This window comes from Anabaena sp. FACHB-595 (assembly GCF_048568275.1).
In the GTDB taxonomy this organism is placed as follows: Bacteria; Cyanobacteriota; Cyanobacteriia; order Cyanobacteriales; family Nostocaceae; genus Trichormus.
In genome coordinates this window covers 4,798,785-4,822,885 of the sequence record NZ_CP183473.1, presented here as the reverse complement: position 1 = coordinate 4,822,885, position 24,101 = coordinate 4,798,785, and the positions used below count along the sequence as shown (strand labels likewise).

The window sequence follows — 24,101 nt, the reverse complement described above, 5'->3', positions numbered from 1 at the left end:
TAAACAATTAATCCTGATGAGGATTTTCAACTCAGTATTCCTGGACATGAGTTGATTCAGAGAATTCTGTCAATCGAATGACGACTCACATCAAAAGATAGTTGCCAAGTATTCAAAATATTGTTAGCGTTTATGCTTAAAATTGCTGAATATGTCGATTGACATTAGCTTAAGTGTCGATCTGACCACTTGCAGGACTCCTCAAGCCATGCTGACTGAAATTTTACCTTTTCGTTTTGAGTTGAACACGATCGCGATCGCCGGCGCTAGTCTGTGGTCTTTGGCGCTATATCTAGGTTTTTCGCCGTTGAGTGAATGGGTCATCGAGCAACTTAACCGTTGGTTTAACTTTGCCGAGCGATCGCTGTATACTAGCCAAACAGAATTTGAAAAAACTCGCAAAGCCAGAGAAGCTCAAAACGCCTTTTACGCATCACTTTTTAGTATTGTGCCGTTTCTGGTAATTGGCGCTTTATGCAACTGGGGAGTGGAAATCAGCTTAGGACGTAGCTGGGCTATTAGTACGGGTATACTTGCTTGTATGGGTTGTGGTATTTACGAACTAGGGCGACGTGACGGACAATCTGATTAAGTTGACAGTTGTCAGTTGTCTCTCCTAATTCCCAATTTCTTCACTAACTATCTGTGCTAACTTCTGGGCTGCTCCGCTTTCACCACGAACATGGCGGAGTTTCCCTCGCATCTGTTCCAATTTCTCAGGATGATTTAGCAAATCTAAAACCATTTCCCCAACTTCTTGCGGCTGGAGTTTACCTACAAGTTCTGGGACTATTTCTTCCTGCGCCCAAATATTTGGCCATGCTAATAAACCTTTGCGTCTAAGAAACAGCCAGTTAATCATCTTGGCAAAGGTCGAACCCACACCTGGTAAATTTGCCAATAATCCTGGTAAACCGTCCCAAGAACGCATCGCATCAAGTTGTTGTGTAGGGAGTAAAACTATCATAGGTACGCCTAAAGCCCCTAACTCAGCCGTGTTAGCTCCAACTGTGGTTAGGCAGATACTACATTGGGATAATAATTCATAAGCAGGATTTTCTTGCCATAACTCCACATTTAAGCCATTATCTGTTTTCAAAATGGAGCGCTGGTGATTGTTATCTGGGGAAATTAAGGAAGCGCCAGAAAAGCTAAAGGTTTCTACAAATGGGTTTTTTTGGGAATCGGCGAAACTAGCCAAAGTTTTTAAATCCAAAGTCGGGGCGACTGGAATCACAAACTTTGTTTCGGGCTTTTTGCTGTGGATATACTCACCAATACTTAGCATTAATGGTATGCCTTGGGTTAATTTTGCTGCTTTTGACCCTGGTAAAATACCTATGATTGGGGTGTGGGGTGTGGGGTGTGGGGCGTTGGGGAGTTGGGCGTTGGCTTCTAACATCAAGTCGCCGACAACTGTGAACTTATGGGCGTATTTAGGGGATGCTTTGGCTGCAACTAGGGGTTTCATAACTCCGAAACGGTCAATTAAGTTATGCCAACGGGCTTCCCATTCTGCGTAAACTACTGTGCGATAGCCCAGTTTTCTGCCGATGACTACAGGAAAAAACTGGTCACCTCCCAGGAAAATAACTACCCCTTTACTTCGCCAATCCCAATTGTCAACAGTTCTCCCCCAAAGCAAAAATTGCCAAAAATGCTCTGCTGACTGTACTCTGTCCACTTCTGGGTAAGAAAGTGCGATCGCAGCTTCTTTGCCACTAGCATTAGGACATGGTGACAAAATTACAGAAATCCTGACTTGAACACGGTCATCACTCAGTTTTTCACGTAAAGCTTTAACTACAGGACGTACCCAGGTTGTTACCTCACCAGGCCCATTGGAAAGAATAAGAATATCTACTGGATTCATAAGTTAATAGTTAGGAGCAGATGCACTAATTTTTTGTAGTTAAATATCTAGAATTCCAAACCAGACCAAAAGCCCATTCCTGTTCGCATAAGTGATTATCGCTTACGGATGGATCAAAAACTCCCGCTACACAAACTACAATTTACTACAACGAAGCTTGCCAACATCAGCTATATGCGAAATTGTGGAATCAACTTTACCCCTTATCTTCGTGCAGTAATGACAGAGAGTTCCAAATCTTTTCCCTTGTAAGAGACTGATAATGATTGATTTGTTACTAGAGACGAAATTTCTATCTGTGGGATAAATCTTGATTTCTGCCGCCTCTACGACTTTTTGATTGGTAATGAGCGATCGCCCCAACATCTCAAAATTTATTTTCACTTACTGATAATTTATTTCAATAAATCTGCTAAGATATCCTCCAGACTTATTGATATAAATAGTCAATAAGTTTTTTTCCGCATCATAACCATTTCAAACCATTCTTAGGAAATGACACGATGACGAGCATCGCTGTGCAAACTCCCAACTCTATCCCTTGGTGGTCTGGTAACGCTCGCTTAACTCATCTTTCAGGGCGACTGTTAGGCGCTCATGTGGCTCACGCAGGCTTAATTGTGCTGTGGGCAGGAGCAACAACCTTGTTTGAACTAGCCCGTTTCCAGACATCACAACCAATGTATGAGCAAGGCTTAATTCTCCTACCCCATTTAGCCGTTCTGGGTTGGGGTGTGGGTAGTGGTGGTCAGGTTATAGATACCTATCCCTACTTTGTGATTGGAGTATTACACCTGATTAGCTCTGCCTTTCTGGGTCTAGGCGGAATTTTTCATGCTCTCCTCGGCCCTGCCATTCTGGAAGAGAGATTTTCCTTCTTTGGCTACCGTTGGCAAGATGCTAATAAAATGACGACTATCCTGGGCATACATTTAGTTTTGCTAGGTTTAGGAGCAGGCTTACTCGTTGCCAAAGCCGTCTTTTTTGGAGGCTTATACGACCCCACATTAGGAGAAGTGCGAGTTATTTCTCATCCGACTTGGAACTTTGCAACTATTTTTAGCTACCTATTTGGTAGTCATAAATATTGGATTGCGGGAGTCGATAATCTCGAAGACTTGGTTGGTGGTCATATTTGGGTCAGTATTCTCTGCATTGCTGGGGGTCTCTGGCACATTACCACCGAGCCTTCAGCTTTTGTCAAAAGTCTCTTTGTTTGGTCAGGAGAAGCATATCTTTCCTACAGCTTAGGTGCATTAAGCTTAATGAGTTTGATAGCGGCTTATTTTGTTTCTATCAACACACTGGCTTACCCTGTAGAGTTTTTTGGGCCAGCATTGAGTATTGGTTTTGACCGCTTTCCCTACTTCCAAAGTGCAGATTTATTATCCTCTCGTGTTTGGTTAGCAAATGCTCACTTTTGGCTGGGCTTTTTCTTCCTGCAAGGGCATCTTTGGCACGCCCTCCGCGCGGCAGGTTTTGATTTCCGGACCGGAAAAGTTTTACTTCCAACTCGTGGGCAGGTAATTTAACTATGACTACGGCAACAATCAACCCCCAACAATATGGATGGTGGGCAGGTAACGCTAGGTTTATCAATCTCTCAGGTCGTCTATTAGGAGCGCACATTGCCCATGCAGGCTTAATTATCCTGTGGGCAGGGGCAATGACCCTATTTGAAATCACCAAATACAACCCCTCCCTACCTATATACGAACAAGGGTTAATCTTACTGCCTCATTTAGCAACCTTGGGATTTGGTATTGGTGATGGGGGACAAATCATTGATACTTATCCTTATTTCGTCATTGGTGTAGTGCATTTAGTTAGTTCGGCTGTACTCGCTGCGGGTGGTATTTATCATGCCTTGTTGGGGCCAGAAGTATTGCCCGAAAACAATCAATTTCCTGGTTTCTTTGGTTATGACTGGGAAGATGAAGACAAAATGACCACAATCATCGGCATTCACTTACTGTTGTTAGGTGCAGGTGCTTGGTTGTTGGTCGCAAAAGCCTTATTTTGGGGCGGTCTTTATGATTCAACGGTTGCATCTGTCAGAGTCATTACTGAACCCACTGTCAATCCGGCTCGGATTTTTGGTTATCTCTTCGGTGCATTTGGCAAGCAGGGAATGGCTGCTGTCAATAACTTAGAAGATGTTGTTGGTGGCCATATTTGGGTAGGCATTCTCTGCATTGGTGGGGGATTTTGGCATATCTTGACTCAACCTTTTGCTTGGGCGAAAAAGGTACTTTTCTGGTCTGGTGAGGCCTACTTATCCTATAGTCTTGCTGCTCTAGCCTATATGGGTTTATTAGCCGCATACTTTGTGACTGTTAATGACACCGTTTATCCGACTGAGTTCTATGGCCCTTTGGGATTCAGTAGTACATCAGGGGTAATTTCGGTTCGTACTTGGTTAGCAACCAGCCATTTTGCTTTGGCAATTGTGTTTCTATCTGGTCATATATGGCACGCTTTGAGAGTGCGTGTCCTAGAGGCTGGATTGAATTTTGAACAGGGAGTAGTCAACTATCTGGATACACCAGAACTAGGAAACCTCCAAACCCCAATTAATACTTCTGATTTGACGCTGAAGTTTTTGGTAAATCTGCCAATTTATCGTCCGGGTTTGTCTGCCTTTGCCCGTGGCTTAGAAATCGGCATGGCTCATGGCTATTTCCTGCTTGGCCCCTTCGTCAAATTAGGCCCCTTGCGGAATACAGAGTTTGCTAATCAAGCCGGACTGCTTGCAACCATTGGTCTGTTATTGATTTTATCAATATGCCTGTGGCTATATGGCAGTGCATGGTTTCAAGAAGGCAAATCTCCCCAAGGTGAGCTACCAGAAAATCTCAAAACAGCTAAGTCTTGGAGCGAGTTTAATGCTGGTTGGATAGTTGGTAGCTGCGGCGGAGCTTTATTTGCTTATTTGCTCGTAACTAATAGCAGTTTGTTTTTCTAAATATCAGGTTTCCAAATGTTGAAAAAAGTCGGGTTATTCTACAGTAATCAAACTTGTAAAAATGAATTGTGACCTGATGTTTGACCACTTATGCACACAGAAAATTTGGTTTTTCAAACCTATGTTGTAGAGGTGTAAATACTCTCCTATTTATAGGACTTACGCACCCAGATTGTCTGTTGAGACTGGGTGTGAGGGTGTAAGGGTATAGGGGTGTAATGGTTTTAAATATTTACCACTACACCCCTATATCCTTGCCCAAACCCTTGATTTTTGGTTTTCATGGGTAAGTCCTAATTTAATTGGTGATTCACCCTTTTTGACAGCGACAAAATTACTTATTGTCGCCGATTTTTTGCTGTTAAATTGACTGCAAAATAATTGTTAACTTTTGTAAAAAATAGTATTAATTAAGAATCTTTTTCAATAAATTAGATTTATATCCACCCAAATCAACTGTTAACTTCAAGCATTCAATTAACTCTAGTTATTCTCTCAAATTTTTTATGCTGAAGTTAATCAGCCAATACTTGAGTATTTCTGGCAACAACTCTATAAATTTAGAAACCAATGCAGACATACGATAATCCCAACATCAAATATGATTGGTGGGCTGGTAATGCCCGCTTCGCCAATCTCTCTGGCTTATTCATCGGCGCACACGTAGCCCAAGCTGCTCTGACAACCCTCTGGGCAGGGGCGTTTACATGGTTTGAAATTTCTCGTTACAAACCCGAAATCCCAATGGGTGAGCAAGGACTTATTTTGTTACCCCATTTAGCTACTTTGGGTTTTGGTGTTGGTGTATCTGGTCAAGTAGTCAATACTTACCCTTACTTTGTCATTGGAGCTTTGCATTTAATCTCTTCTGCCGTTTTGGGAGCAGGTGCGCTCTTTCATACCTTCAAAGGGCCACGCAATTTAAAAAACACTACTGGTTCTGCTCGTAAATTTCACTTTGAATGGAACGACCCGAAACAACTCGGTTTGATTTTAGGGCATCACCTCCTGTTTTTAGGCATGGCAGCTTTATTACTGGTAGGAAAAGCTATGTTTTGGGGAGGACTATACGACGCAACAACTCAGGTTGTCAGAGTAGTTAACCATCCCACCCTCAACCCCTTTGTTATCTATGGCTATCAAACTCATTTTGCCAGTGTTAACAACCTAGAAGATTTGGTGGGTGGTCATATTTATGTAGGTTTAATCCTGATTGGTGGCGGTATTTGGCACATCGTCAAAGAGCCGTTACCTTGGGCTAAAAAGCTGTTAATCTTTTCTGGTGAAGCGATTCTTTCTTATTCTTTGGGTGGTATTGCTTTGGCTGGGTTTGTCGCCGCTTATTTTTGTGCGGTCAACACCTTAGCTTATCCTGTAGAGTTCTATGGTGCGCCCTTAGAATTAAAGTTTGGTGTCACTCCTTATTTTGCCGATACAGTCAAGTTAGCTGATGGCGGCTACAGTGCGAGAGCATGGTTAGCTAATGCTCACTTTTTCTTAGCTTTCTTCTTCTTGCAAGGTCATCTGTGGCACGCGCTACGCGCTATTGGCGTTGACTTTAGGCAAATTGAAAAGTCATTGAATGCCATTAGTAGTGCTGAGTAAGCTATTACGCTTTTAAATTACATAGTCACTTGTATGGTTTGTTGGCTGTGAGGCAGTCGCAGTCTTGGCGGTTTCCGTCGATTGCGGTAGCGACGTTAGGAGCGTCACTGCCGTTCTCCGTTCGCGGAGCGTTCCGTAGGAAAGGAGTTCTCGAAGAGTACCCGGAGGGCTAACGGTCAACTGTTAACAGCCAACATGAAAAGATGTGCAAGTTAAAGCAATGGCATCTCAATAACTCCTTATACCAATTCAACAACATCATGAAACAAATCCAAATCCTAAAACCATTGTAAAATTTGGATTTCTCAATTTTGAGTTGGTATCAGTTGTCAGTTTCGGTCTCGCTCTCTGAGTGATAAGGATGAGGTCAGTGTGCTGAGTCTATACATAACTCAGCACTTTTCTAGAGAGGATAGATAACAGTGGCAATTTCTACTGATAGAACTTTTGCAGCAAACACACAATTACCTTGGTTAATTGGTAATGCTCGTTTGACTGATTTATCTGGTCAATTATTAGGCGCACATATTGCCCATGCCGGCTTAATTATGTTTTGGGCAGGAACAACTACCATCTCAGAAGTCCTTCGCTTTGTTCCTGACGTTCCCATGTATGAGCAAGGTTTAATTTTATTACCACACCTAGCAACCTTAGGTTGGGGAGTAGGTGTTGGTGGTCAAGTAATTGATACCTATCCCTATTTCGTCATTGGTGTACTGCATTTAATTGCCTCTGCGGTATTGGGTGCAGGCGGACTATTTCATGTATTTCGCACTCCAGCAATTTTATACAATAACGGTGGGAGAACGGCGCAATTTCATTATGAATGGAATGACCCTAAACAATTGAGTTTGATTTTAGGACATCACCTAATTATTCTGGGTTTAGGAGCATTCTTACTAGTGCTAAAAGCCATGTTTTTTGGCGGCATTTATGACACTAATTTGGGAGATGTACGCTCGATTACTAACCCTACTCTTAACCCAGGCATAATTTTCGGTTATTTAGTCGGGTTAAAAGATCATACTTGGCATCCTTTAGGAATAGCAACTGTAGACAATCTAGAGGATGTCATTGGTGGTCATATTTGGATTGGCGGCATTTTAATTTTTGGCGGTATCTGGCATATTATCGTACAGCCATTTGCTTGGGTGAGAAGAATTTTACCAATAGAAAATGGCGAAGAAATTTTGGCTTACAGTTTACTGGGTTTAGCCTTGATGGCTTGGATTTCTGCCAGCTTTGTGGGATACAATACTACAGTTTTTCCGACGGAATTTTACGGTTCGGAACGTTTATTTGCTGCCAATATTCAATTTTTTCTAGGGATATTAGCTTTCTTGGGTTATGTTTGGCACGCTTGGAGAGGGCGTAACATTTCCTAATCACTAGCTTTTCTCAAGTTCCTTTCCCTGCCTACGGTTAAAGGTAGTTTACTGTAGGCAATTTCCTAAATTTTTTTGTGGAGTAACAAATAGTGATGGCTACAATTTTGTGTGCCTTATCTGCTTGGGTAATCATGATTTTATTACTTTGTAGTATGTGGGCGACTTGTAGACAAGGAATCTCTTTTTTGTGGAAATTACATCAAGTTCCTTGTCATAATTGTGAATATTTCACTAATGATTATCGTTTAAAGTGTACTGTACACCCTAAAAAAGCTTGTTCTGAACAGGCAATTGGTTGTCTTGATTTTGAACCTAAAACTGCTGCTTGTAATGCCTGTCAAAAGGGTCATACTTGGAAGTTAGACAAGCGAAGTTTGCAGTCAAATTAATTTGATATATGTAAAAAATATTATTTATGCTCAATTATCTGCTTGTCAAATATTCAACCTATTGCTAATTACATCCCATGAATACTAAATCTGATTTCCTGTCTGAATTATGCGATTTTCTCTATCCTCGTAATCCATATAATGGAGAACTCAAGGAGGAGTATGTAGCTTTCAATGCACATCTTCAAGATTTTTCTCAACGTGTCACCTATATTTGTAGTCTCCAAACAGGTGGAAAAATTGCTCCAGAAGAAGCCTATAAACAAATTCACCAACTTTGGAAGCAATTAAAACAAATTAAAAAATCTCTAGAAGCTGCTAATTAATTACTTAAAATGTCTCAAATTATAACGTTTTTGGTATGCGGCAATATAATCCACATTTCGTTGCTCTAGTCTTGTCAGCAATTTTATAGGAAATTCTTTAGGTGAATATATGGGGTTATACCAAGGTTGATTATTAAAGTAATCTTGTAAACCTGGATTATCAAAACGGCGACCATGACGAGCAAACACCGTATTACGCATAATATCTAGAGTGTAACCATCTTTATCATCTAAATCTGCATCGGTCACAGCCTGTTGGGAAAGCCACAAATAATTATTGTTATTGATGTTTACATCTATTGGCACAGATGTGATGGAAGGAAAGGGTGAAGAGTTAACCTGTTGTTGAGGGGATGGGACAATAGGTTGTGCAGTAACTGGTGGTTGGGTAACCTCAGGAGTTGCTTTAATTACTGGTGTTTCTGTTATTGAATTGACTGGAGATGTGTTGTTGTTTTCGGCTACAGGTTGCGGTGTCCTGGTAAATGCTAGTCCGATAATTACTGATGCACCGATTAAGCCGCCTGCAATCAAACTACCAAAGAGGATACCTTTTTGATTATTACCTGTAACGTTTGCTTGGGGCGCTACGGGAACGGTCGGCTGTGGTGGCGCAGATACTACTGGAGGTGGTGCAAAATACGGTTGTGTAGGGGGAATGGGACTGCTGATACTTTGTAAATTATCTAACATGGCTCTAGCAGTGGCATAACGATCGCGTGGATGGTAGGCGATCGCTTTATCAAGTACACTAGCTAAAATCGGATTCATCTGACTGGCGTACTGTCGCCACATAATTTCCCCAGTCTGGGAGTCTATCTCTAACGTTTGTGGCTGTCTTCCAGTTAATAAATAAATGGCTGTGAGACCTAAACTATACAAATCGCTGGAATAAACTGGTCTTCCGGCTGCTTGTTCACTGGGCATATATCCGGGTGTACCAATGACAATGGAACTGGTAGGATTACCTTGGGAATTGACGACTGTTCCCATTGATTCCCGCACTGCACCAAAATCAATGAGTACAGGTTTACCGTCACGATGACGCAGAATAATGTTATCTGGTTTAATATCACGGTGGACAATGTGTTTAGAGTGGACATATTCCAACACAGGTAACAAATTTACCAAAAGTTCTTGAATCGCACTTTCCGTAAATAACCCTTGTTGTTGTAGTCTGCCTGTAAGTGTATCCCCTTCAACCCATTCCTGCACTAAATAAAATTGCCCATCGGCGGAAAAATAAGCATATAGTGCCGGAATTTGTTCGGTTGCACCACCTAGTTCTTCTAAAATTGCTGCTTCCCTTTGGAATCTTTCCTGTACTAGCTGGTAAATCTGAGGATTGTTTTGAATCGGTCGTAATTGTTTGACCACACACCGCCGCTTAGAAGGCATATAGGTGTCTTCAGCTAGATAGGTTTCACCAAACCCCCCAGCACCCAATGTGCGGATAACTTGATAGCGATCGTTCAACAGCTGTATGGTCATAGCAGACTTCAGAGACTAGCTAGTCTAATATAGGCGTTGTCAGTTGTCATTTGTCCATAGTCAAAAGTTATTTTCCCCTGCTTACCTAGTTTCCAGGCAAGTTTCATTTCAAATCTAGTAAACCGTCTTCTTTTAACTTAGGATTAAAACGCAATTGAGTTTTTAACCCACGTAATTCTAAAGATGCTAAAATTTCCGTCTCTACTCGTCGAGCTACATTTTTAATAATTTTCATTTGTGTGAGTTCATCATTAGTGGGTTTGTGATAATTCGTCTGTTCTTCGTCTGTCATGAATTTTTTCACATCTACAGGCTGCGTCCATATTTCTTTCTGTTCTCCATTCCCCACAGGTGTAGTTCCGTTTTCGGCTATCCAAGCCTTTTCAATATTTTCTAAAACAGTCCGACTGGGACGTTCAATTGTTTGAACTTTCACCCAGTAGCAATGTTGTAGCTGACGGACTAAATGCTGTCTCAAACTTAAATAAACATCACGAGAATATCCGACAAACTGTAATGTTTTTTCCTGGTCAAAGATTGCATACACCCCTATTTTTTCTTGATAATTTTCTGGTAATTGCCCATTTTCATCAATATAGGGAATATATTCGAGATTGACTAAATTAGGAATATTAATTTCGGTTGTCATAAATTTGTTATGTTAATTTTTTTGAACCCCAGCATCGTTATATAGGGGTACTAGATCAACTTATCATGGCCTGCGATCGCCTGGTGTAAGGACTATTAAGAGGCAGGGAAGCAGAAGGGAAAACAACATTATTACCCATTACCAAACTTAAAATCTCCCATTCCCCTGAATAATGTGTTTGAGGGTAGTCAAAGTTTCTAGGCTGATAAACCCCCGGCGATGACCTTTTTGATTGGACATACCTAAAAACACAGAATCACCCCGTGAAGGGTTACGAGAGAAGCGTGGGGATGTGTTGATATAGGTGGCAGCGCTGTTAACTCCTAAGGCAAATTGGCGACTTTCTTGATAGGACTCAGTGGCGATGGAGTCAGCATGACCGCTACTGTATTGATTTATCCAGGCGATCGCTCCATCCAAACTATCTACCAGTTTAAATGCCACTGTCTTAGTTAAATAAGCGTTGCCCCATTCGTTATCTTTTGCTAGCTGCAACTGGGGAAAGGCTTCTACTAGTTCCCCGTCGCCTTTAATTTCAAACCCTTTCTCTTTGAGGCTATTCCACAAAACAGCTAAAGATGAAGGCATGGCTTGACGATGAATTAAGACTTTCTCAATAGCGTTGACGGGATCTGGTTCGCTTTCATGGCTATCGAGAATCATCCAACGTACCATGTCTAAGCTGCTATTTAACGACCAGTAGAGGTAACAGTTACCCATTGCTGACTTTAACACCGGGCAAGTCGCTTGGCGCATTACCTGCTGTACTAAACTGGAACGTCCGTAGGGAATTACCAAGTTGATATATTGGTCTTGGGTGATTAAATCCCGCAGGGAACCGCCATGTTCTGTAGTGACAAGTTCTATACAGCCTGATGGTAGTCCAACTTCGACGATCGCGTGTTGTAATGCTTCTACGATCGCCGCATTAGAATGACTAGCTTCTGTACTACCCTTCAGGATAATACTATTACCGGTTTTAATACACAAACCTGCGGCGATCGCTCCTAAATCGGGAAACGCTTCATAAATAAATCCAATTACTCCCAAAGGCATTAACTGAGAATAACTCTGAGAATCTTCTGGCTGATAGTCGGCGTTTCTTACCCGGCGTAATGGGTCTGATATTTCTCCCAACCTTTGCAGAATTTCTACTGTAATCTCTAACCTGGTGGGAGTTAATTTCAGCCAGTCCAAAATCAGTTCTGGCACTGCCATTTCTCGACTAGCTTCTAGATCCAAGGTATTGGCTTCTAAAATGTCGTCAAATGCGTTTTCTAGCGCCTGTGCCATTGCCAAAACAGCGCGACTACGATCTATTCCCTTGGTAGTACCTAACTTCAGGGAAGCTTGAAAAGCGCGTTTGGCGCTTTTCATGGGTTCGGGACAATCATCTAAAGCTGCAACGGTCATTGAGTTATCGTCTGTAAGTAAGCCAGACCATGAGTGCTGGCAAAATAGCCAACAATACTGCCACCATTGCCCAAGCGATGATACTAGAACCATTGGCCAGTCGCAGTGCTAATGGTAGCCATATAATCACTAGCACGAAAATAATGCCCAATGCTATAGGTAAATAGCTTTCTCGCAATTTTGGGTGGACAACTTGCCAACTATTCCCTGTCCAACGCCAAGCACGTTTGTAGGGATAGGTGGTTGAAAGCTGTTCTAATACATGGCCATTATCTTCTACAACAAAGATTTGCTGACAGCGATCGCAACCAAATGCCTCTGTCAGTGTAATCGGTACTAACCGCCCTCGGCGACGGCAAGGACACGGGTATTCCGTATTGAAATCGATTTTTTCGGGTTTTTTAGATTGCACAAGCGTTTTCAGCAATTTAAAATTCAAAATTTAAAATTAAGAACCCCATACATGACAAGTAATCAGGATTGTATGAGTGTGGGTATTAAAACCACGTTAACTTCTTGTTTAAAATTTCTGCATTTTCCTATCTAAAATTAGAACTTATGCACCCAGATTATCTGTTGAGACTGGGTGTGAGGGTGTAAAGGAAACAGTTTCCCTGACTCTCCCTCGAAGTTTTTGGGCTAATTATGCACCTGATAATAAGGCTATCTACCCAGCTAGTAACTAGTGTAGTATAACCCCTACAAAAAAGTGATTAGCTTACACACTAATGATTGTAGCGAAACCTGCACTACAGCTTTTCACTTTTAAGGCTACTTTTATTTATTCCTCTAAAAGCGGGTAACGCGATTCGAACGCGCGACATTCACCTTGGCAAGGTGACGCTCTACCACTGAGCTATACCCGCAAACTTCACTATATCTAAATATGCCAGATTAATTTTTATTTGTCAACTGTTTAAACTTGTAAATTTTGCTAACTGAGGGCTGGAGACTAATCAATAGGACTTACGCACCGAGGTTGTCTGTTGAGACAGGGTGTAAGGGTGTAAGGGTGTAGGGGTTTTAAACATATATACCCTATATCCTTGTCCAAACCCTTGATTTTTCGTTTTCATGCGTAAGTCCTGACTTTTTTACACTTCTTCAGACTCTGCGGTCAATTTACCAATGCTGGCATTGGGAAAGGCGGCTGGTAAGGATTGGGTTTGGGAGTAAGAATCTGTAACGTTAGAACGCAATTGGCGCATAAGGCTAGCCATTTCTAGAGCATTCATGGCATAGTCCCAACCATGATTAGCTTTGATACCTGCTCTTTCTAAAGCTTGCTGCATGGTATCTACTGTCAAAATCCCAAAAATTACAGGTACGCCTGTCTGGAAACTAGCAGCAGCAATGCCTTTGGATACTTCGGCGGAGACATAATCAAAATGGGGTGTTTGTCCACGAATCACAGCACCAAGACAGATGATTGCATCATAACGATGGGTAAGAGCTAGTTGACGAGCAACAAGAGGTACTTCAAAACTTCCAGGAACCCAAACATAGTCTACTTGATTCCCGTGGGGATCGGGATCTACACCGTGGCGTTTTAAGCAATCTTGACATCCTGCTAGTAGCTTTGTGGTTACAAGGTCATTGAACCGACCAATCACTACCGCTAAACGCAAAGGTTCTGTTTGAGTAAAAGTTCCCTCGAAAACTGCCATGACTCTACCTGGAATCTAATATACTTCTTGTCAATATACATTTCTTCTCTAAATATTGAAGAGCAGGAGAACACAATTAGGTAGGGAAAACAAGAAAAAATGGTAAATTTTTCTTGGATTTTGTACCTGTGTTGGCGGCTCTCCTGCCCCTGTAGTGTCGATATTATTTATCTTGGCTAAGACAAAGCGCCTGTCTAGACCACAAAAAAGTTTAACAATCCGACTAAAAGCACCAAAGCAATCCAAACACCGGAACCAAGCCAAAGGAGCTTTTTAGATTCCACCCAGTTTTGTGGAGTGGCATAAGCAACAGGCACGCCCACAACTAGGACAAAAGACACCAACACAAGCGCTACCAAAGCAAATTGGAATATTATGGTCATTTTGACTTCTCCCAAGACAGCGAAATACTAAAGAAAGTACTAAAAATAGAATATCGTAACTGGCGACACCGACAGTTTTTCCTTAATTGTAAGCTACCAGAAATTCGGTCACTATGGTCATTAGTCCACAGTCAATACTTTCGGGGTGTGATTACACCAAATCTGTATGTAGCCTAATGCCCAATCATCGCTGTCAAGCATTATCAATCAACTTCGTTCAACAGAAAGGAAAGAATAATGAGCGTAGATCAAATGGCGCACTATCAACGTAAACTTGCGTATGAGATGGACTCATGGGATCTTTACATTGCGCTAAACGAAGGGCAGGCAATAACCATCGTTGATGGTCGTTCAGAGGCTGCCTTCGCGGATGAACATATTCCGGGAGCGCTGAACCTTCCACACAAAGAAATCTGTTTCAATTCGACCCAGATGCTGGATAAATCAAAGCTTTACGTTTGCTATTGCGACGGCATTGGCTGCAACGCCTCGACTAAAACAGCACTCAATTTACTGACCTTGGGCTTTGACGTACGCGAACTGATTGGTGGCCTTGATTGGTGGAAACGTGATGGTTACGCCACTGATGGCAAGAAAGCGCAGCTCGGTACCAAAATAAATTGTGGCTGCTAAGTAAGTCGTGAAGTGATGGCCTTCTATCCACCCCCTGGTGCATAACAACCCTAGTGATTCAAGATTGTTTTACCGTGAAAGCTAGGATTTCACGGGTAAATGCTTCTGGCGGTAAAACTGGTATTTTTTCCGCACCTTGAGCTAATAATTTTATGTCGGCTGACCATTATTGTGAGTCAACAGTCCGCTATATCAAGACTTACGCAACTGGCATATTAGTAGGGTGCGTCAGATATCAAGAATCTTTTTATTGAAAGCATTTGAGCCGTCTGACACACCCTTGTATATTGAGAGTGATCTTACTTCTACTTATATTCAAAAAATCTGGAGGTGATAGGACACGATGCCTCTTGAGGAACCCCAAATTTATTGTTCTTCTTGTATTTGTAAGAAAAATTCTTTTACTTCTTTAATATTGATGTCTGCCCACAAACCTGAAAGAACTTTTTTACCATTAACATAAACGCTATTATTTGCAATTACAATTTGGTCGGGAGTGTAAGAATATGTTTTAACTGTAATTCCTAATAGATTCATCATCTGAATCTCATTTGGAGTAATCACAGCTACAGTGCGTGTCAACATTAAAAAACTGAGCAGTAAAAGTATTAAACCTGTAATTGTATTTAGCGAAAATCCGGCTACTAATGATACATAAAGTATAAAAATGCTACAAATTAGCATAAAAATAGGAAAGATTTTTTTATATTTGACCTGCAAATTTGATGGCTGATTCATATCTCTTAGTCAATGTATGCTAGCTAGACCCTATGAAAATGATATCAAGTCTTATAAATTGTCTTATGGTTTTATCTCTTTGGGGTGAACAGGAGTAATTTCTAAATAACGGGCAACATCACTAATATTAAACGTTAGGATATGGTTTAACCCATGCACTAACATTGCTGCAACCAGTCGTGTATCATGCACCTTGCCACGATCGCTAGTCCTGAACTAACAGCAGCGTTTAGTGGCGAAACTCATGAAGTACCATTAACTAAAGCATCTGCTCATAGTGCTGTGTGAGAGTATGTCAGATATTCTTCCAGAAAACCCCATAGCAGAGAATGTGGAGCCGCCAAAAGTTAAACATGGATTTAATTCTTTGCCACACAACAGCCGATTTTGATACATTGGGCGCAGCCGTAGGACTAACTTGCCTATTACCCGGAAGCAAGATTGTGTTGACTGGGGGCGCGCATCCACCTGTGCGAGATTTTTTGGCGCTACATCGGGATGAGTATCCTTTAATTGAAAGACGCTCGGTAAATGCGGACAAAATTCGATCGCTCACTATAGTAGATGCCCAACAACGCGATCGCCTGGGTAAGCCGGCTGAGTGGTTAGATTTACCTCAAGTTAAGAAAATTACGGTTTACGACCATCACACAGGACAAACATCAGATATCCCTGCAACTCAGTTTCATGTCGCCTCGGTGGGTGCAACTACAACCCTGATTGCGGAGGAATTACAACGGCAGCAAATCGCTCTCAATCCTGCCCAAGCAACGGTGATGGCTTTGGGTATTCATGTAGATACGGGTTCCCTTACCTACGACCAATCAACTCCCAGGGATGCCTTAGCTTTAGCTTGGTTGATGGCGCAGGGTGCTAGTTTATCTGTAATTACTAATTACCGTGACCCTGGTTTATCTCCCCAATTGCAGCGACTATTAACGGAAGCGTTGGAAAAATTAGAATATCTTTGCTTACGTGGTTATACTATCGCTTGGGTGACTTTAACAACAGATGGTTATGTCCCTGGGTTATCAAGTCTAGCGTCGCAGCTCATAGAGTTAACAGAAATTGATGCTTTGCTGTTGGCAAATGAACACCCATCAAATAAAGATGATTCCCGTTTCACAGTAATTGGGCGATCGCAAATTCCCGGTCTGCATCTAGACCAATTATTTCAACCCTTGGGCGGTGGTGGTCATTCCCAAGCAGCATCACTCAATTTACGTGGCGTTGATAGCCAAGATATCCTTCAACAACTCCTCCAAGGTATCAAGGCGGCTATTCCTCATCCCCCCACAGCTAGGGATTTGATGTCTTCCCCAGTCCGCACAATTCGCCCAGAAACTACAATTGCCGAAGCACAGCGCATTTTATTACGCTACGGACATTCTGGTTTATCTGTGGTTAATCCCCAAGGGCAATTGGTGGGGATTATTTCTCGCCGTGATTTGGATATCGCCCTACATCACGGATTTAGTCATGCGCCAGTCAAAGGTTACATGACCACTGATTTAAAAACCATCACCCCAGAGACGACGTTGCCACAAATTGAGTCGCTGATGGTGACCTATGATATCGGTCGCTTGCCAGTATTGGCAAATGAGCAGTTAGTGGGTATCGTCACTCGTACCGATGTTTTACGGGAACTGCATCAAAATATTGCTGTCGGTGGTAGCGGGGCTTTAAGCCAGTTCCGAGATATGGGTGCTGAGTTGAAAACTTCCCTCAGTCATGAATTGCGATCGCGTCTTACTCCCCAACTCTGGCAATTACTCACCACTGCTTCCCAAGCCGCCGAGGAAAGGGGTTGGCATTTGTATTTAGTTGGTGGTGCGGTGCGAGATTTGCTGTTGGCAGAAGCAGCCGCCGGCACGCTCATGATTACAGATATAGATTTGGTAGTTGATGGCTTCCACAAATCAGCCGATGTGGGTGCAGGTGTGGAACTAGCAAAGGCACTGCAAGAAATTTATCCAGCTGCCCGTTTAGAAATCCACGGTGCTTTTCAAACGGCTGCTTTGTTGTGGCACAAAGACCCAGACTTAGATTCTTTGTGGGTAGATATTGCCACCGCCAGGACGGAATTTTATCCTTACCCCGCCGCGAATCCTGAAGTTGAAGCCAGTTCCATTCGCCAAGACTTATATCGCCGTGACTTCACCATCAACGCCCTCGCCCTGCGCCTTACCTCTCCCCGTGCTGGCGATTTACTCGATTTCTTTGGCGGTTTATTAGATTTAAAAGCCAAGCAAATCCGCGTCCTGCACGCCAATAGCTTTATCGAAGATCCCACCCGGATTTATCGCGGTGTGCGCTTTGCTGTGCGTTTTGGATTTGCCATTGAACCACGCACCGAAGAATATATCCGCTATGCCATCAACAGTGGTGTTTACGATCGCACTGCCCAAAACAATACCAAAACCCCAGCCCTGCAAACTCGACTCAAAACTGAACTCAAGCACATATTAGAAGCACCTTACTGGCGATCTGCTTTGCAATTACTCGATGACTTAGGGGCATTACAGTGCATCCATCCTACCCTGAGTTTAGATAGTGAACTCACAAAACAACTACTTTTACTAGAACGTTGTTTGCGGCGATTTGACCCCCAACAAAACCTAATTCCTTGGCAAATGCGCTTAGAAGCCATTATTGCCCACCTCGCACCAAAGTATCGAGGTAAAGTTGCCAAAAATCTGCAATTACAAGAAGATAGCATTCAGCACTTGCAAAACCTCGCTGTTGCTCAGACTGAGATTATACAATCTTTATCTGAATATCAACGCCCCAGCCAAGTAGTTCAACTACTACGCAAGTACAATTTAGAAATACTAATTTTGATTGCTTTACAAAGCCAGCGCCCCATCAGGCGGCAAATCTGGCAATACTTAACAGTCTGGGCTAACGTTCAACCAATTTTAAATGGTAATGACCTCAAGAAGTTAGGATATAAACCAGGGCCGCAGTATCGACAAATGCTAGATGATTTACTAGCTAAAACTTTAGATGGAAACATTACAAATCAAGTCGAAGCCCAAGAGTTTTTAGCCCAGCAGTATTATAAATAACAATTAAGTTAACAACCGAATCCTTGACCCCTGTTGCGTTTTATCTACCTCAATTCTGGCTTGAAAGGCTTCCTTAAGGTGGGGCATATGGGTAACAGTGAGGATGCAGGCGAAATCGTTGGCGATCGCATTAATGGCGGCAATTAGGCGATCGCATCCTTCAGCATCTTGTGTACCGAAACCTTCGTCTACAATCAATAGTTGCAATGCGGCTCCGGCTCTTTGGGCTAATAGTTTCGCTAAGGCTAAACGAATCGCAAAGTTAATTCTAAAGGCTTCCCCACCGGAGTAGGTTTCATAAGCTCTTGTACCTCTGGCATCGGCAATGAGAATATCTAAGGTATCTATGAGCTTGGCATTTTTCTTGGTAGATTTACTGCCCTTACCTGCTCTTTGGGTAATAAATTGTACGTGCAGTTGATTTGCACTCAGCCTTGATAACAGTTGATTTGTCTCAGCTTCCAGTTGGGGTAACACGTTCTCAATCATCAAAGCTTGGATGCCATTTTTACCAAACGCTTGGGCTAATTCCTGATATACCCGATATTGCTGTTTGCAAGTTTGGTATTGTTGCTGCTGCTCCTCATATTGAGTTTGCAGTGTTTCTAATTGATGGGCTAACTGTTCTAAACGTCCTAACTGGGTGATGCTTTCGTCTAGTTGTCGCCGTCTCGTGGCTAACTGTTGTTCTAAAGCCTGGATTTGCTGCATTGGGTTAGCAGCTTGGGCTAACTGCTCCACAAGACTATCGATTTGGGTGGCGAGTTGTTGTCTTTCCTGCAATCTGGCAAGTTTAGAGGCTTCCAAATCTTGCAATCTGCCCTGGAGTTGGGGATACTGTTGCTGGGCTGATAAAAGCTGCTGGTAACGCAACTGCCAAGCTTGGGACTGACGCACTGCTAGACGCAGGTTGTTATGCTGCTCAGAACTATAACCAATGTCGGTAATTTGCTGCTCAAGGGCTGCGATTTGTTGAGCATCTTCCGAATCAGTCTGATCTTGCTGGATTCTGGTTTGTATTTGCGTAATTTGGGCTTCTAATTCTGGTTTGCGGGCTGCGAGTGTCGCTAGGCGCTTGGTAGCATCTTTGATCTGTCCTTGCTTAATTTCTGCCCATCGCCACCTTTCCACTTCGCTACGAGCCAGGGCATGGTCTTGCTCATTGTAATTTAATTGTTGCAGATGTTGTTCCAATTGCCGCAATTCGGCTTGTTGATCTAGGGCGAAATCACCAGCTTGAAGCGATCGCTCTAAGTGTTGTTTTTCGGCTGCCAATTGTTGTAATTGTTGTTCAGCATCGCTTGTAGATTGCAGTTGGGCGGCTAATTGTCCTCGCTGTTCCCGTAAAGTATCGTAAGCATTTAATTTCTGGGATATTTCCCGATATTCCTGCCTTAATACCTGAATTTCCCGATCAGATACCGCCATTTGCTCACGAAACACCCACAATTGCCCCTCAGTCTCCTTATACTCATCTTTGGTTTTATCTACTACCCGATTCCAATGATGCTCATCTAAAGGACGTTCGCACAAAGGACAGATAGCGTCGGGGTTGCGGAGCATTTGCAATTTCTGCTCCATTTCTCCCAATAATCTCTCATATTCCCGTTGTTGGGCTTGCAGTCGTTCAATAAAATTCCGTCTTTCATGGCCTTTTTCTTGTACCCGTTGCAAATAAACCCTGTCTTTCTCCATTTGATCAATTTGCATCGCCACTTCCATCACTGCTTGTTGCAGTTGGGGTTGGCGTTGGGAGGCTCGTTGTAGTTGATTTTCTGTGGCTTGTAATTGTTCGAGCCTGGCGACTAACCCCGCATGAACCCTGTCTAAATGACTTTGTAGACGTTGGCGCTGTTGCAGCAAGGGGGAAACCTGCATTTGCAGTTCATCCAGGTGCGCTAGATGGCGACGGGCGGCGGCGAGTTGGGCTAAAGCTGCTTCTATTTCCCCCGATTTACTCAAGGTGTGCTGAATTTCTTGTTCTTGCTGCTTTAAAGCTTCCAATTGTCCTTGGACTTGTTGGAGTTGTCTTTCCAGTTCGTGAATTTGTTTAGTTAACTGTTGTTGCTTTTGTTGACGTAAGGCTGTGGCGCGGGTGTGTTCGTCAAATTTGACAGCAAATGCTTCTTCTTGGGATTGCAGACTTTGGTAGTGGCTATAACCGTTGTGAATCTCCTCTTCCCGATGCAAGATAGCTTCTAACTCAGCTAACTGAGTTGTGATGGCGGACTGTTCTTGTTGGAGGCGCTCGCTATCTTGTGTCAAATTTTGGTATTGTTGCCTGATAAAATTTAACTGCTGTTCGCTATTTTGCCTCTGGTGTTGAATCACCTGCAAACTCTGCAACTGAATCGTCTCAAAAGCTTGTACCTGTTGCAGTTGGTTAACTTCTGCTTCTAACTCTGCCCTTTGGGCTTTGGTGTTTTCCCGTTGTTGTAACTGAGTTTTAATCGATTCCAAAGAACGCTCTAATTCTTCCGCCCTCACTTTAAATTGACGCGATGAATCTTTGGCTCGTTCTTCCAATTCATCATATTGATTGAGCTTCAACAACTCCGCCAAAATTTCCTTACGTTCGCTGGGACGTTTGAGCATAAACTCATCTGCTCGTCCTTGACGTAGATAAGCAGAGTTAATAAAAGTATCGTAATCAAGCTTTATGTGTTCTAAAATCAAATCCTGGGTGGCTCGGACACCTTTACCAGTAATAGCCCGGAAGCCAGAGGGTGTTTCGATTTGAAATTCCAAAACCCCAGATGCACCCCGGATTCTACTACGAATTATCCGATATTTTTGCTGATTATTTTGAAAAGTGAAATCAACCCTAACTTCTTTTTCACCAGAATTGATCACATCATCTTCAGCCGCCGCCCGACTTTCACCCCATAGCGCCCATGTGATGGCTTCGAGGAGAGATGATTTACCCGCTCCATTGGAACCACAAATACAAGCCGTATGCAAACCACGAAAATCTAAAGTTGCATCACGGTAACTCAGAAAATTTTTCAGGACAAGTTGTACTGGAATCATTGAGGCTATAGCGCCACATCTACATTTTATTAACTAGCAGTACAGATGCACTCTTGTTAGTTTAACTAGGTAAGTATCATGTTTCTAGTTTTAAAGTCCGTAATTTTACGAAAATTAACATTATTCCGAGTCAGTTTTTCTGATTTTGCTAAATATTTTCCTTATGCTCAGAGAAAAAGAGAAATCAGTTAGGACTTCCGCACCCAGTTTGTCTTTTGAGACTGGGTGTAAGGGGGTAAGGGTATAGGGGTGTAAATGTTGAAAACCCCTACACCCCTACACCCTTGATTTTTAGTTTTCAGATATGAGTCCTATCACTAAAAAGCTATTTTCTCTTTTCCCAATTAATGAAAGTACAGCAATAATAAAAGAATGTTTGTCATCAACATTCTCTCAACTCTGACACCATTTCATTTTTTGGATGATACAAATACATCGGTAGTAGCGTATAGCTCTACACCCCTGCAACACATCCAATATGTATCAGAATTTCTGTGAAAGGGGATAATACTAGCCATTAATCAGTCGCTAAAATAAGCTTTTTGAAATTGACTAGTCTAGCTTGTGAAGACACTGATACATTATGAAGTTGAGCATAGAACAAAGTTAGATTTCTCTTTATTACCCTGGCAAGTCTATGTTGCTCCACAAAAGACAAATTGTGTTAATTTTGGCTTGGCTAGTGCTGATTTTTACTCAGGCAATAGCTATATACCAGGGTGAGCCTTATATTTCTTCTTGCTTTCCCGTATCTAGATTAGCGATCGCGCTCACCTTTTGGCTAGAACTAATTGCCATCATTATCACAGGTATTGCTTTTATCCTCACAGCCACCAAGCAAGATGTCACTGAACATCCGCACCCAGAAGACAAACTGCATAGCCACCAGCAAGAATTATCTACATTACCAGAAGTTACCGACGATATTACAGCCTTTAAACAAACACAAGCAGCCTTACAAAGTAATCAAAATTTAATCCACACAGTTCTAGAAAATATTCCCAATGGTGGCGTTTTCCTGTTTGACCAAAATCTACGCTTCATCTTGGCAGCAGGTTTAGGGTTAGAGGTGGTGGGAATTACGAAAGCTGATATGGAAGGTAAAACAATTTGGGAAGCACTCCCCCCAGAAACTTCTTCTAAGGTTGAGTTACGAGCCGTGAAGCGTAAAGCCCCCGTATTTTTAATCGGGGGATATAAGCGAATGACCGAATTTATTCGGTCGTAACATGGTATAATTACGTCAGAGAGTTTGACGTAAAAATGCTAGTATTTGAGACAAAACTTGAAGGAACAAACGAGCAGTATCAATTGCTGGATGAGGCGATTAAAACTGCTCGTTTTGTCCGCAATGCTTGCCTCCGGTACTGGATGGACAACCAAAACATCGGCAGGTATGATTTGAGTGCTTATTGCGCTGTCCTTGCTGCCAATGAAAACTTTCCGTTCGTTGCCAAACTCAACTCTATGGCTCGACAAGCTTCTGCTGAAAGAGCGTGGAGTGCAATTGCTCGGTTTTTTGACAATTGCAAGCAAAACAAAACCGGGAAGAAAGGTTATCCACGCTTTAAAAAAGAACAGACGCATGGGAGTGTTGAGTATAAAACTAGCGGCTGGAAGCTTAGTAGTGACCGTCGTTATGTCACTTTTAGCGACGGATTTAAAGCAGGAACTTTCAAACTCTGGGGAACTCGTGACTTGCATTTCTACCAGTTGAAACAGTTCAAGAGGGTGCGGGTTGTGCGTCGTGCCGATGGGTACTACGCGCAGTTTTGCATTGACCAAGAGCGAGTAGAAAGGCGAGAACCAACGCTTAAAACTATTGGGCTGGATGTGGGATTGAACCATTTCTTGACCGATAGCGAAGGCAATACAGTTGAGAACCCTAGACACTTGCGTAAAAGCGAAAAGTCTCTCAAGAGATTGCAACGCAGATTGTCTAAAACCAAGAAGGGTTCTAACAACAGAGTCAAGGCAAGAAATCGCTTGAGTAGAAAACACCTTAAAGTAAGTAGGCAGCGTAAAGACTTCGCCGTAAAGTTGGCGAGGTGCGTAGTCCAGTCTAGCGACTTGGTAGCCTATGAGGATTTGCAGGTGCGGAACATGGTCAGGAATAGACATCTTGCCAAGTCGATTAGTGATGCAGCGTGGACGCAGTTTCGGCAATGGGTTGAGTATTTCGGCAAAGTGTTTGGTGTAGTGACTGTTGCAGTCCCACCCCATCACACTTCGCAGAATTGTTCCAACTGTGGCGAAGTAGTGAAAAAGTCGCTGAGTACAAGAACTCATGCTTGCCCTCACTGTGGACATATTCAAGACAGGGATTGGAACGCTGCACGGAACATACTTGAACTAGGACTACGTACTGTGGGACACACAGGATCTCAAGTCTCTGGAGATATCGACCTCTGTTTGGGTGAGGTAACTCCTCCAAATAAGTCGAGTCGTGGAAAGAGAAAGCCCAAGAAGTGATTCTTGGAATC

Annotated in this window: 21 protein-coding genes and 1 tRNA gene; 11 read left to right on the top strand and 11 right to left on the bottom strand. The window is 42.6% G+C overall.

Annotated elements, in window-relative coordinates; all coding sequences use genetic code 11:
• The first annotated feature begins 208 nt into the window (after positions 1 to 208).
• Entirely contained in the window at positions 209 to 592 is a 384-nt protein-coding gene (locus ACN222_RS20035; protein ID WP_010998146.1) for a hypothetical protein, read from the top strand.
• 24 nt (positions 593 to 616) lie between these two features.
• Here ACN222_RS20035 and ACN222_RS20030 read toward each other — a convergent pair whose 3' ends face one another.
• Entirely contained in the window at positions 617 to 1,873 is a 1,257-nt protein-coding gene (locus ACN222_RS20030; RefSeq protein WP_010998145.1) for a hypothetical protein, read from the bottom strand.
• Between the two features lie 135 nt (positions 1,874 to 2,008).
• Entirely contained in the window at positions 2,009 to 2,257 is a 249-nt protein-coding gene (locus ACN222_RS20025) for a hypothetical protein (protein WP_010998144.1), read from the bottom strand.
• A 119-nt stretch (positions 2,258 to 2,376) separates the two neighbouring features.
• Here ACN222_RS20025 and ACN222_RS20020 point away from each other — a divergent pair, with 119 nt between their 5' ends.
• The 6 genes from ACN222_RS20020 to ACN222_RS19995 all read left to right on the top strand — a co-directional run bounded on the left by ACN222_RS20020 (position 2,377) and on the right by ACN222_RS19995 (position 8,546).
• Positions 2,377 to 3,405 (top strand): chlorophyll a/b binding light-harvesting protein, encoded by a 1,029-nt coding sequence (locus ACN222_RS20020; RefSeq protein ID WP_010998143.1) that lies wholly within the window; start codon positions 2,377 to 2,379, stop codon positions 3,403 to 3,405.
• A 2-nt stretch (positions 3,406 to 3,407) separates the two neighbouring features.
• Positions 3,408 to 4,838 carry a chlorophyll a/b binding light-harvesting protein gene (locus ACN222_RS20015; RefSeq protein WP_010998142.1) on the top strand — a complete coding sequence of 477 codons (1,431 nt, stop codon included), beginning with the start codon at positions 3,408 to 3,410 and terminating at the stop codon, positions 4,836 to 4,838.
• Positions 4,839 to 5,408: 570 nt separating this feature from the next.
• Positions 5,409 to 6,443 (top strand): chlorophyll a/b binding light-harvesting protein, encoded by a 1,035-nt coding sequence (locus tag ACN222_RS20010; protein ID WP_010998141.1) that lies wholly within the window; start codon positions 5,409 to 5,411, stop codon positions 6,441 to 6,443.
• Positions 6,444 to 6,865: 422 nt separating this feature from the next.
• Positions 6,866 to 7,828, top strand: coding sequence for a chlorophyll a/b light-harvesting protein pcb (locus ACN222_RS20005; RefSeq protein WP_010998140.1), 963 nt, complete (start codon positions 6,866 to 6,868; stop codon positions 7,826 to 7,828).
• Positions 7,829 to 7,923: 95 nt separating this feature from the next.
• Complete coding sequence (locus tag ACN222_RS20000; RefSeq protein ID WP_190449765.1) at positions 7,924 to 8,220, top strand: hypothetical protein; 297 nt, start codon at positions 7,924 to 7,926, stop codon at positions 8,218 to 8,220.
• A gap of 77 nt (positions 8,221 to 8,297) precedes the next feature.
• Positions 8,298 to 8,546, top strand: coding sequence for a DUF7219 family protein (locus ACN222_RS19995; protein WP_010998138.1), 249 nt, complete (start codon positions 8,298 to 8,300; stop codon positions 8,544 to 8,546).
• On the opposite strand, the gene ACN222_RS19990 is transcribed toward ACN222_RS19995, so the two are convergent.
• The 7 genes from ACN222_RS19990 to psbZ form a co-directional block, all read right to left on the bottom strand.
• Positions 8,547 to 10,037: a protein kinase domain-containing protein gene (locus tag ACN222_RS19990; protein WP_010998137.1), complete on the bottom strand. Its 1,491-nt coding sequence runs from the start codon at positions 10,035 to 10,037 to the stop codon at positions 8,547 to 8,549.
• 103 nt (positions 10,038 to 10,140) lie between these two features.
• Positions 10,141 to 10,686, bottom strand: a complete 546-nt coding sequence (locus ACN222_RS19985; protein ID WP_010998136.1) for a GIY-YIG nuclease family protein — start codon at positions 10,684 to 10,686, stop codon at positions 10,141 to 10,143.
• A gap of 147 nt (positions 10,687 to 10,833) precedes the next feature.
• Positions 10,834 to 12,099 carry a glutamate-5-semialdehyde dehydrogenase gene (locus tag ACN222_RS19980; RefSeq protein WP_010998135.1) on the bottom strand — a complete coding sequence of 422 codons (1,266 nt, stop codon included), beginning with the start codon at positions 12,097 to 12,099 and terminating at the stop codon, positions 10,834 to 10,836.
• 4 nt (positions 12,100 to 12,103) lie between these two features.
• On the bottom strand, positions 12,104 to 12,511 hold the full coding sequence (locus ACN222_RS19975; RefSeq protein WP_010998134.1) for a hypothetical protein: 408 nt from the start codon (positions 12,509 to 12,511) through the stop codon (positions 12,104 to 12,106).
• 382 nt (positions 12,512 to 12,893) lie between these two features.
• A tRNA-Gly gene (locus tag ACN222_RS19970) sits at positions 12,894 to 12,965 on the bottom strand.
• Positions 12,966 to 13,193: 228 nt separating this feature from the next.
• Complete coding sequence (gene ribH / locus ACN222_RS19965) at positions 13,194 to 13,766, bottom strand: 6,7-dimethyl-8-ribityllumazine synthase (protein ID WP_010998133.1); 573 nt, start codon at positions 13,764 to 13,766, stop codon at positions 13,194 to 13,196.
• Positions 13,767 to 13,960: 194 nt separating this feature from the next.
• The gene (psbZ, locus tag ACN222_RS19960; protein ID WP_010998132.1) at positions 13,961 to 14,149 is read right to left on the bottom strand and encodes a photosystem II reaction center protein PsbZ; all 189 of its coding nucleotides are present in this window, start codon (positions 14,147 to 14,149) and stop codon (positions 13,961 to 13,963) included.
• 237 nt (positions 14,150 to 14,386) lie between these two features.
• On the opposite strand from psbZ, the gene ACN222_RS19955 reads away from it, so the two are divergent.
• Complete coding sequence (locus ACN222_RS19955; protein ID WP_010998131.1) at positions 14,387 to 14,782, top strand: rhodanese-like domain-containing protein; 396 nt, start codon at positions 14,387 to 14,389, stop codon at positions 14,780 to 14,782.
• A gap of 366 nt (positions 14,783 to 15,148) precedes the next feature.
• Here the strand turns inward: ACN222_RS19955 and ACN222_RS19950 are convergent, their stop codons facing one another.
• Entirely contained in the window at positions 15,149 to 15,520 is a 372-nt protein-coding gene (locus ACN222_RS19950) for a hypothetical protein (protein ID WP_010998130.1), read from the bottom strand.
• Between the two features lie 353 nt (positions 15,521 to 15,873).
• Here ACN222_RS19950 and ACN222_RS19945 point away from each other — a divergent pair, with 353 nt between their 5' ends.
• Complete coding sequence (locus ACN222_RS19945) at positions 15,874 to 18,588, top strand: CBS domain-containing protein (RefSeq protein ID WP_010998129.1); 2,715 nt, start codon at positions 15,874 to 15,876, stop codon at positions 18,586 to 18,588.
• Between the two features lie 3 nt (positions 18,589 to 18,591).
• Here the strand turns inward: ACN222_RS19945 and sbcC are convergent, their stop codons facing one another.
• Positions 18,592 to 21,618 (bottom strand): exonuclease subunit SbcC, encoded by a 3,027-nt coding sequence (gene sbcC, locus ACN222_RS19940; protein ID WP_010998128.1) that lies wholly within the window; start codon positions 21,616 to 21,618, stop codon positions 18,592 to 18,594.
• 637 nt (positions 21,619 to 22,255) lie between these two features.
• Between sbcC and ACN222_RS19935 the strand changes: the two genes are divergently transcribed.
• The gene (locus tag ACN222_RS19935) at positions 22,256 to 22,846 is read left to right on the top strand and encodes a hypothetical protein (protein ID WP_010998127.1); all 591 of its coding nucleotides are present in this window, start codon (positions 22,256 to 22,258) and stop codon (positions 22,844 to 22,846) included.
• Positions 22,847 to 22,881: 35 nt separating this feature from the next.
• Entirely contained in the window at positions 22,882 to 24,090 is a 1,209-nt protein-coding gene (locus tag ACN222_RS19930; RefSeq protein ID WP_010994068.1) for an RNA-guided endonuclease InsQ/TnpB family protein, read from the top strand.
• Positions 24,091 to 24,101: the final 11 nt, after the last annotated feature.

Bases quoted from the DNA above. Each gene is read 5' to 3' on its own strand.
- ACN222_RS20030 (WP_010998145.1), bottom strand. From the start codon at position 1,873: ATGAATCCAGTAGATATTCTTATTCTTTCCAATGGGCCTGGTGAGGTA.
- ACN222_RS19985 (WP_010998136.1), bottom strand. From the start codon at position 10,686: ATGACAACCGAAATTAATATTCCTAATTTAGTCAATCTCGAATATATT.
- ACN222_RS19955 (WP_010998131.1), top strand. From the start codon at position 14,387: ATGAGCGTAGATCAAATGGCGCACTATCAACGTAAACTTGCGTATGAG.
- ACN222_RS19995 (WP_010998138.1), top strand. From the start codon at position 8,298: ATGAATACTAAATCTGATTTCCTGTCTGAATTATGCGATTTTCTCTAT.
- ACN222_RS20015 (WP_010998142.1), top strand. From the start codon at position 3,408: ATGACTACGGCAACAATCAACCCCCAACAATATGGATGGTGGGCAGGT.
- ACN222_RS20035 (WP_010998146.1), top strand. From the start codon at position 209: ATGCTGACTGAAATTTTACCTTTTCGTTTTGAGTTGAACACGATCGCG.
- ACN222_RS19945 (WP_010998129.1), top strand. From the start codon at position 15,874: ATGGATTTAATTCTTTGCCACACAACAGCCGATTTTGATACATTGGGC.
- ACN222_RS19950 (WP_010998130.1), bottom strand. From the start codon at position 15,520: ATGAATCAGCCATCAAATTTGCAGGTCAAATATAAAAAAATCTTTCCT.
- ACN222_RS20010 (WP_010998141.1), top strand. From the start codon at position 5,409: ATGCAGACATACGATAATCCCAACATCAAATATGATTGGTGGGCTGGT.
- ACN222_RS19990 (WP_010998137.1), bottom strand. From the start codon at position 10,037: ATGACCATACAGCTGTTGAACGATCGCTATCAAGTTATCCGCACATTG.
- ACN222_RS19935 (WP_010998127.1), top strand. From the start codon at position 22,256: ATGTTGCTCCACAAAAGACAAATTGTGTTAATTTTGGCTTGGCTAGTG.
- ACN222_RS19930 (WP_010994068.1), top strand. From the start codon at position 22,882: ATGCTAGTATTTGAGACAAAACTTGAAGGAACAAACGAGCAGTATCAA.
- ACN222_RS19980 (WP_010998135.1), bottom strand. From the start codon at position 12,099: ATGACCGTTGCAGCTTTAGATGATTGTCCCGAACCCATGAAAAGCGCC.
- psbZ (WP_010998132.1), bottom strand. From the start codon at position 14,149: ATGACCATAATATTCCAATTTGCTTTGGTAGCGCTTGTGTTGGTGTCT.
- ACN222_RS20000 (WP_190449765.1), top strand. From the start codon at position 7,924: ATGGCTACAATTTTGTGTGCCTTATCTGCTTGGGTAATCATGATTTTA.
- sbcC (WP_010998128.1), bottom strand. From the start codon at position 21,618: ATGATTCCAGTACAACTTGTCCTGAAAAATTTTCTGAGTTACCGTGAT.
- ribH (WP_010998133.1), bottom strand. From the start codon at position 13,766: ATGGCAGTTTTCGAGGGAACTTTTACTCAAACAGAACCTTTGCGTTTA.
- ACN222_RS20020 (WP_010998143.1), top strand. From the start codon at position 2,377: ATGACGAGCATCGCTGTGCAAACTCCCAACTCTATCCCTTGGTGGTCT.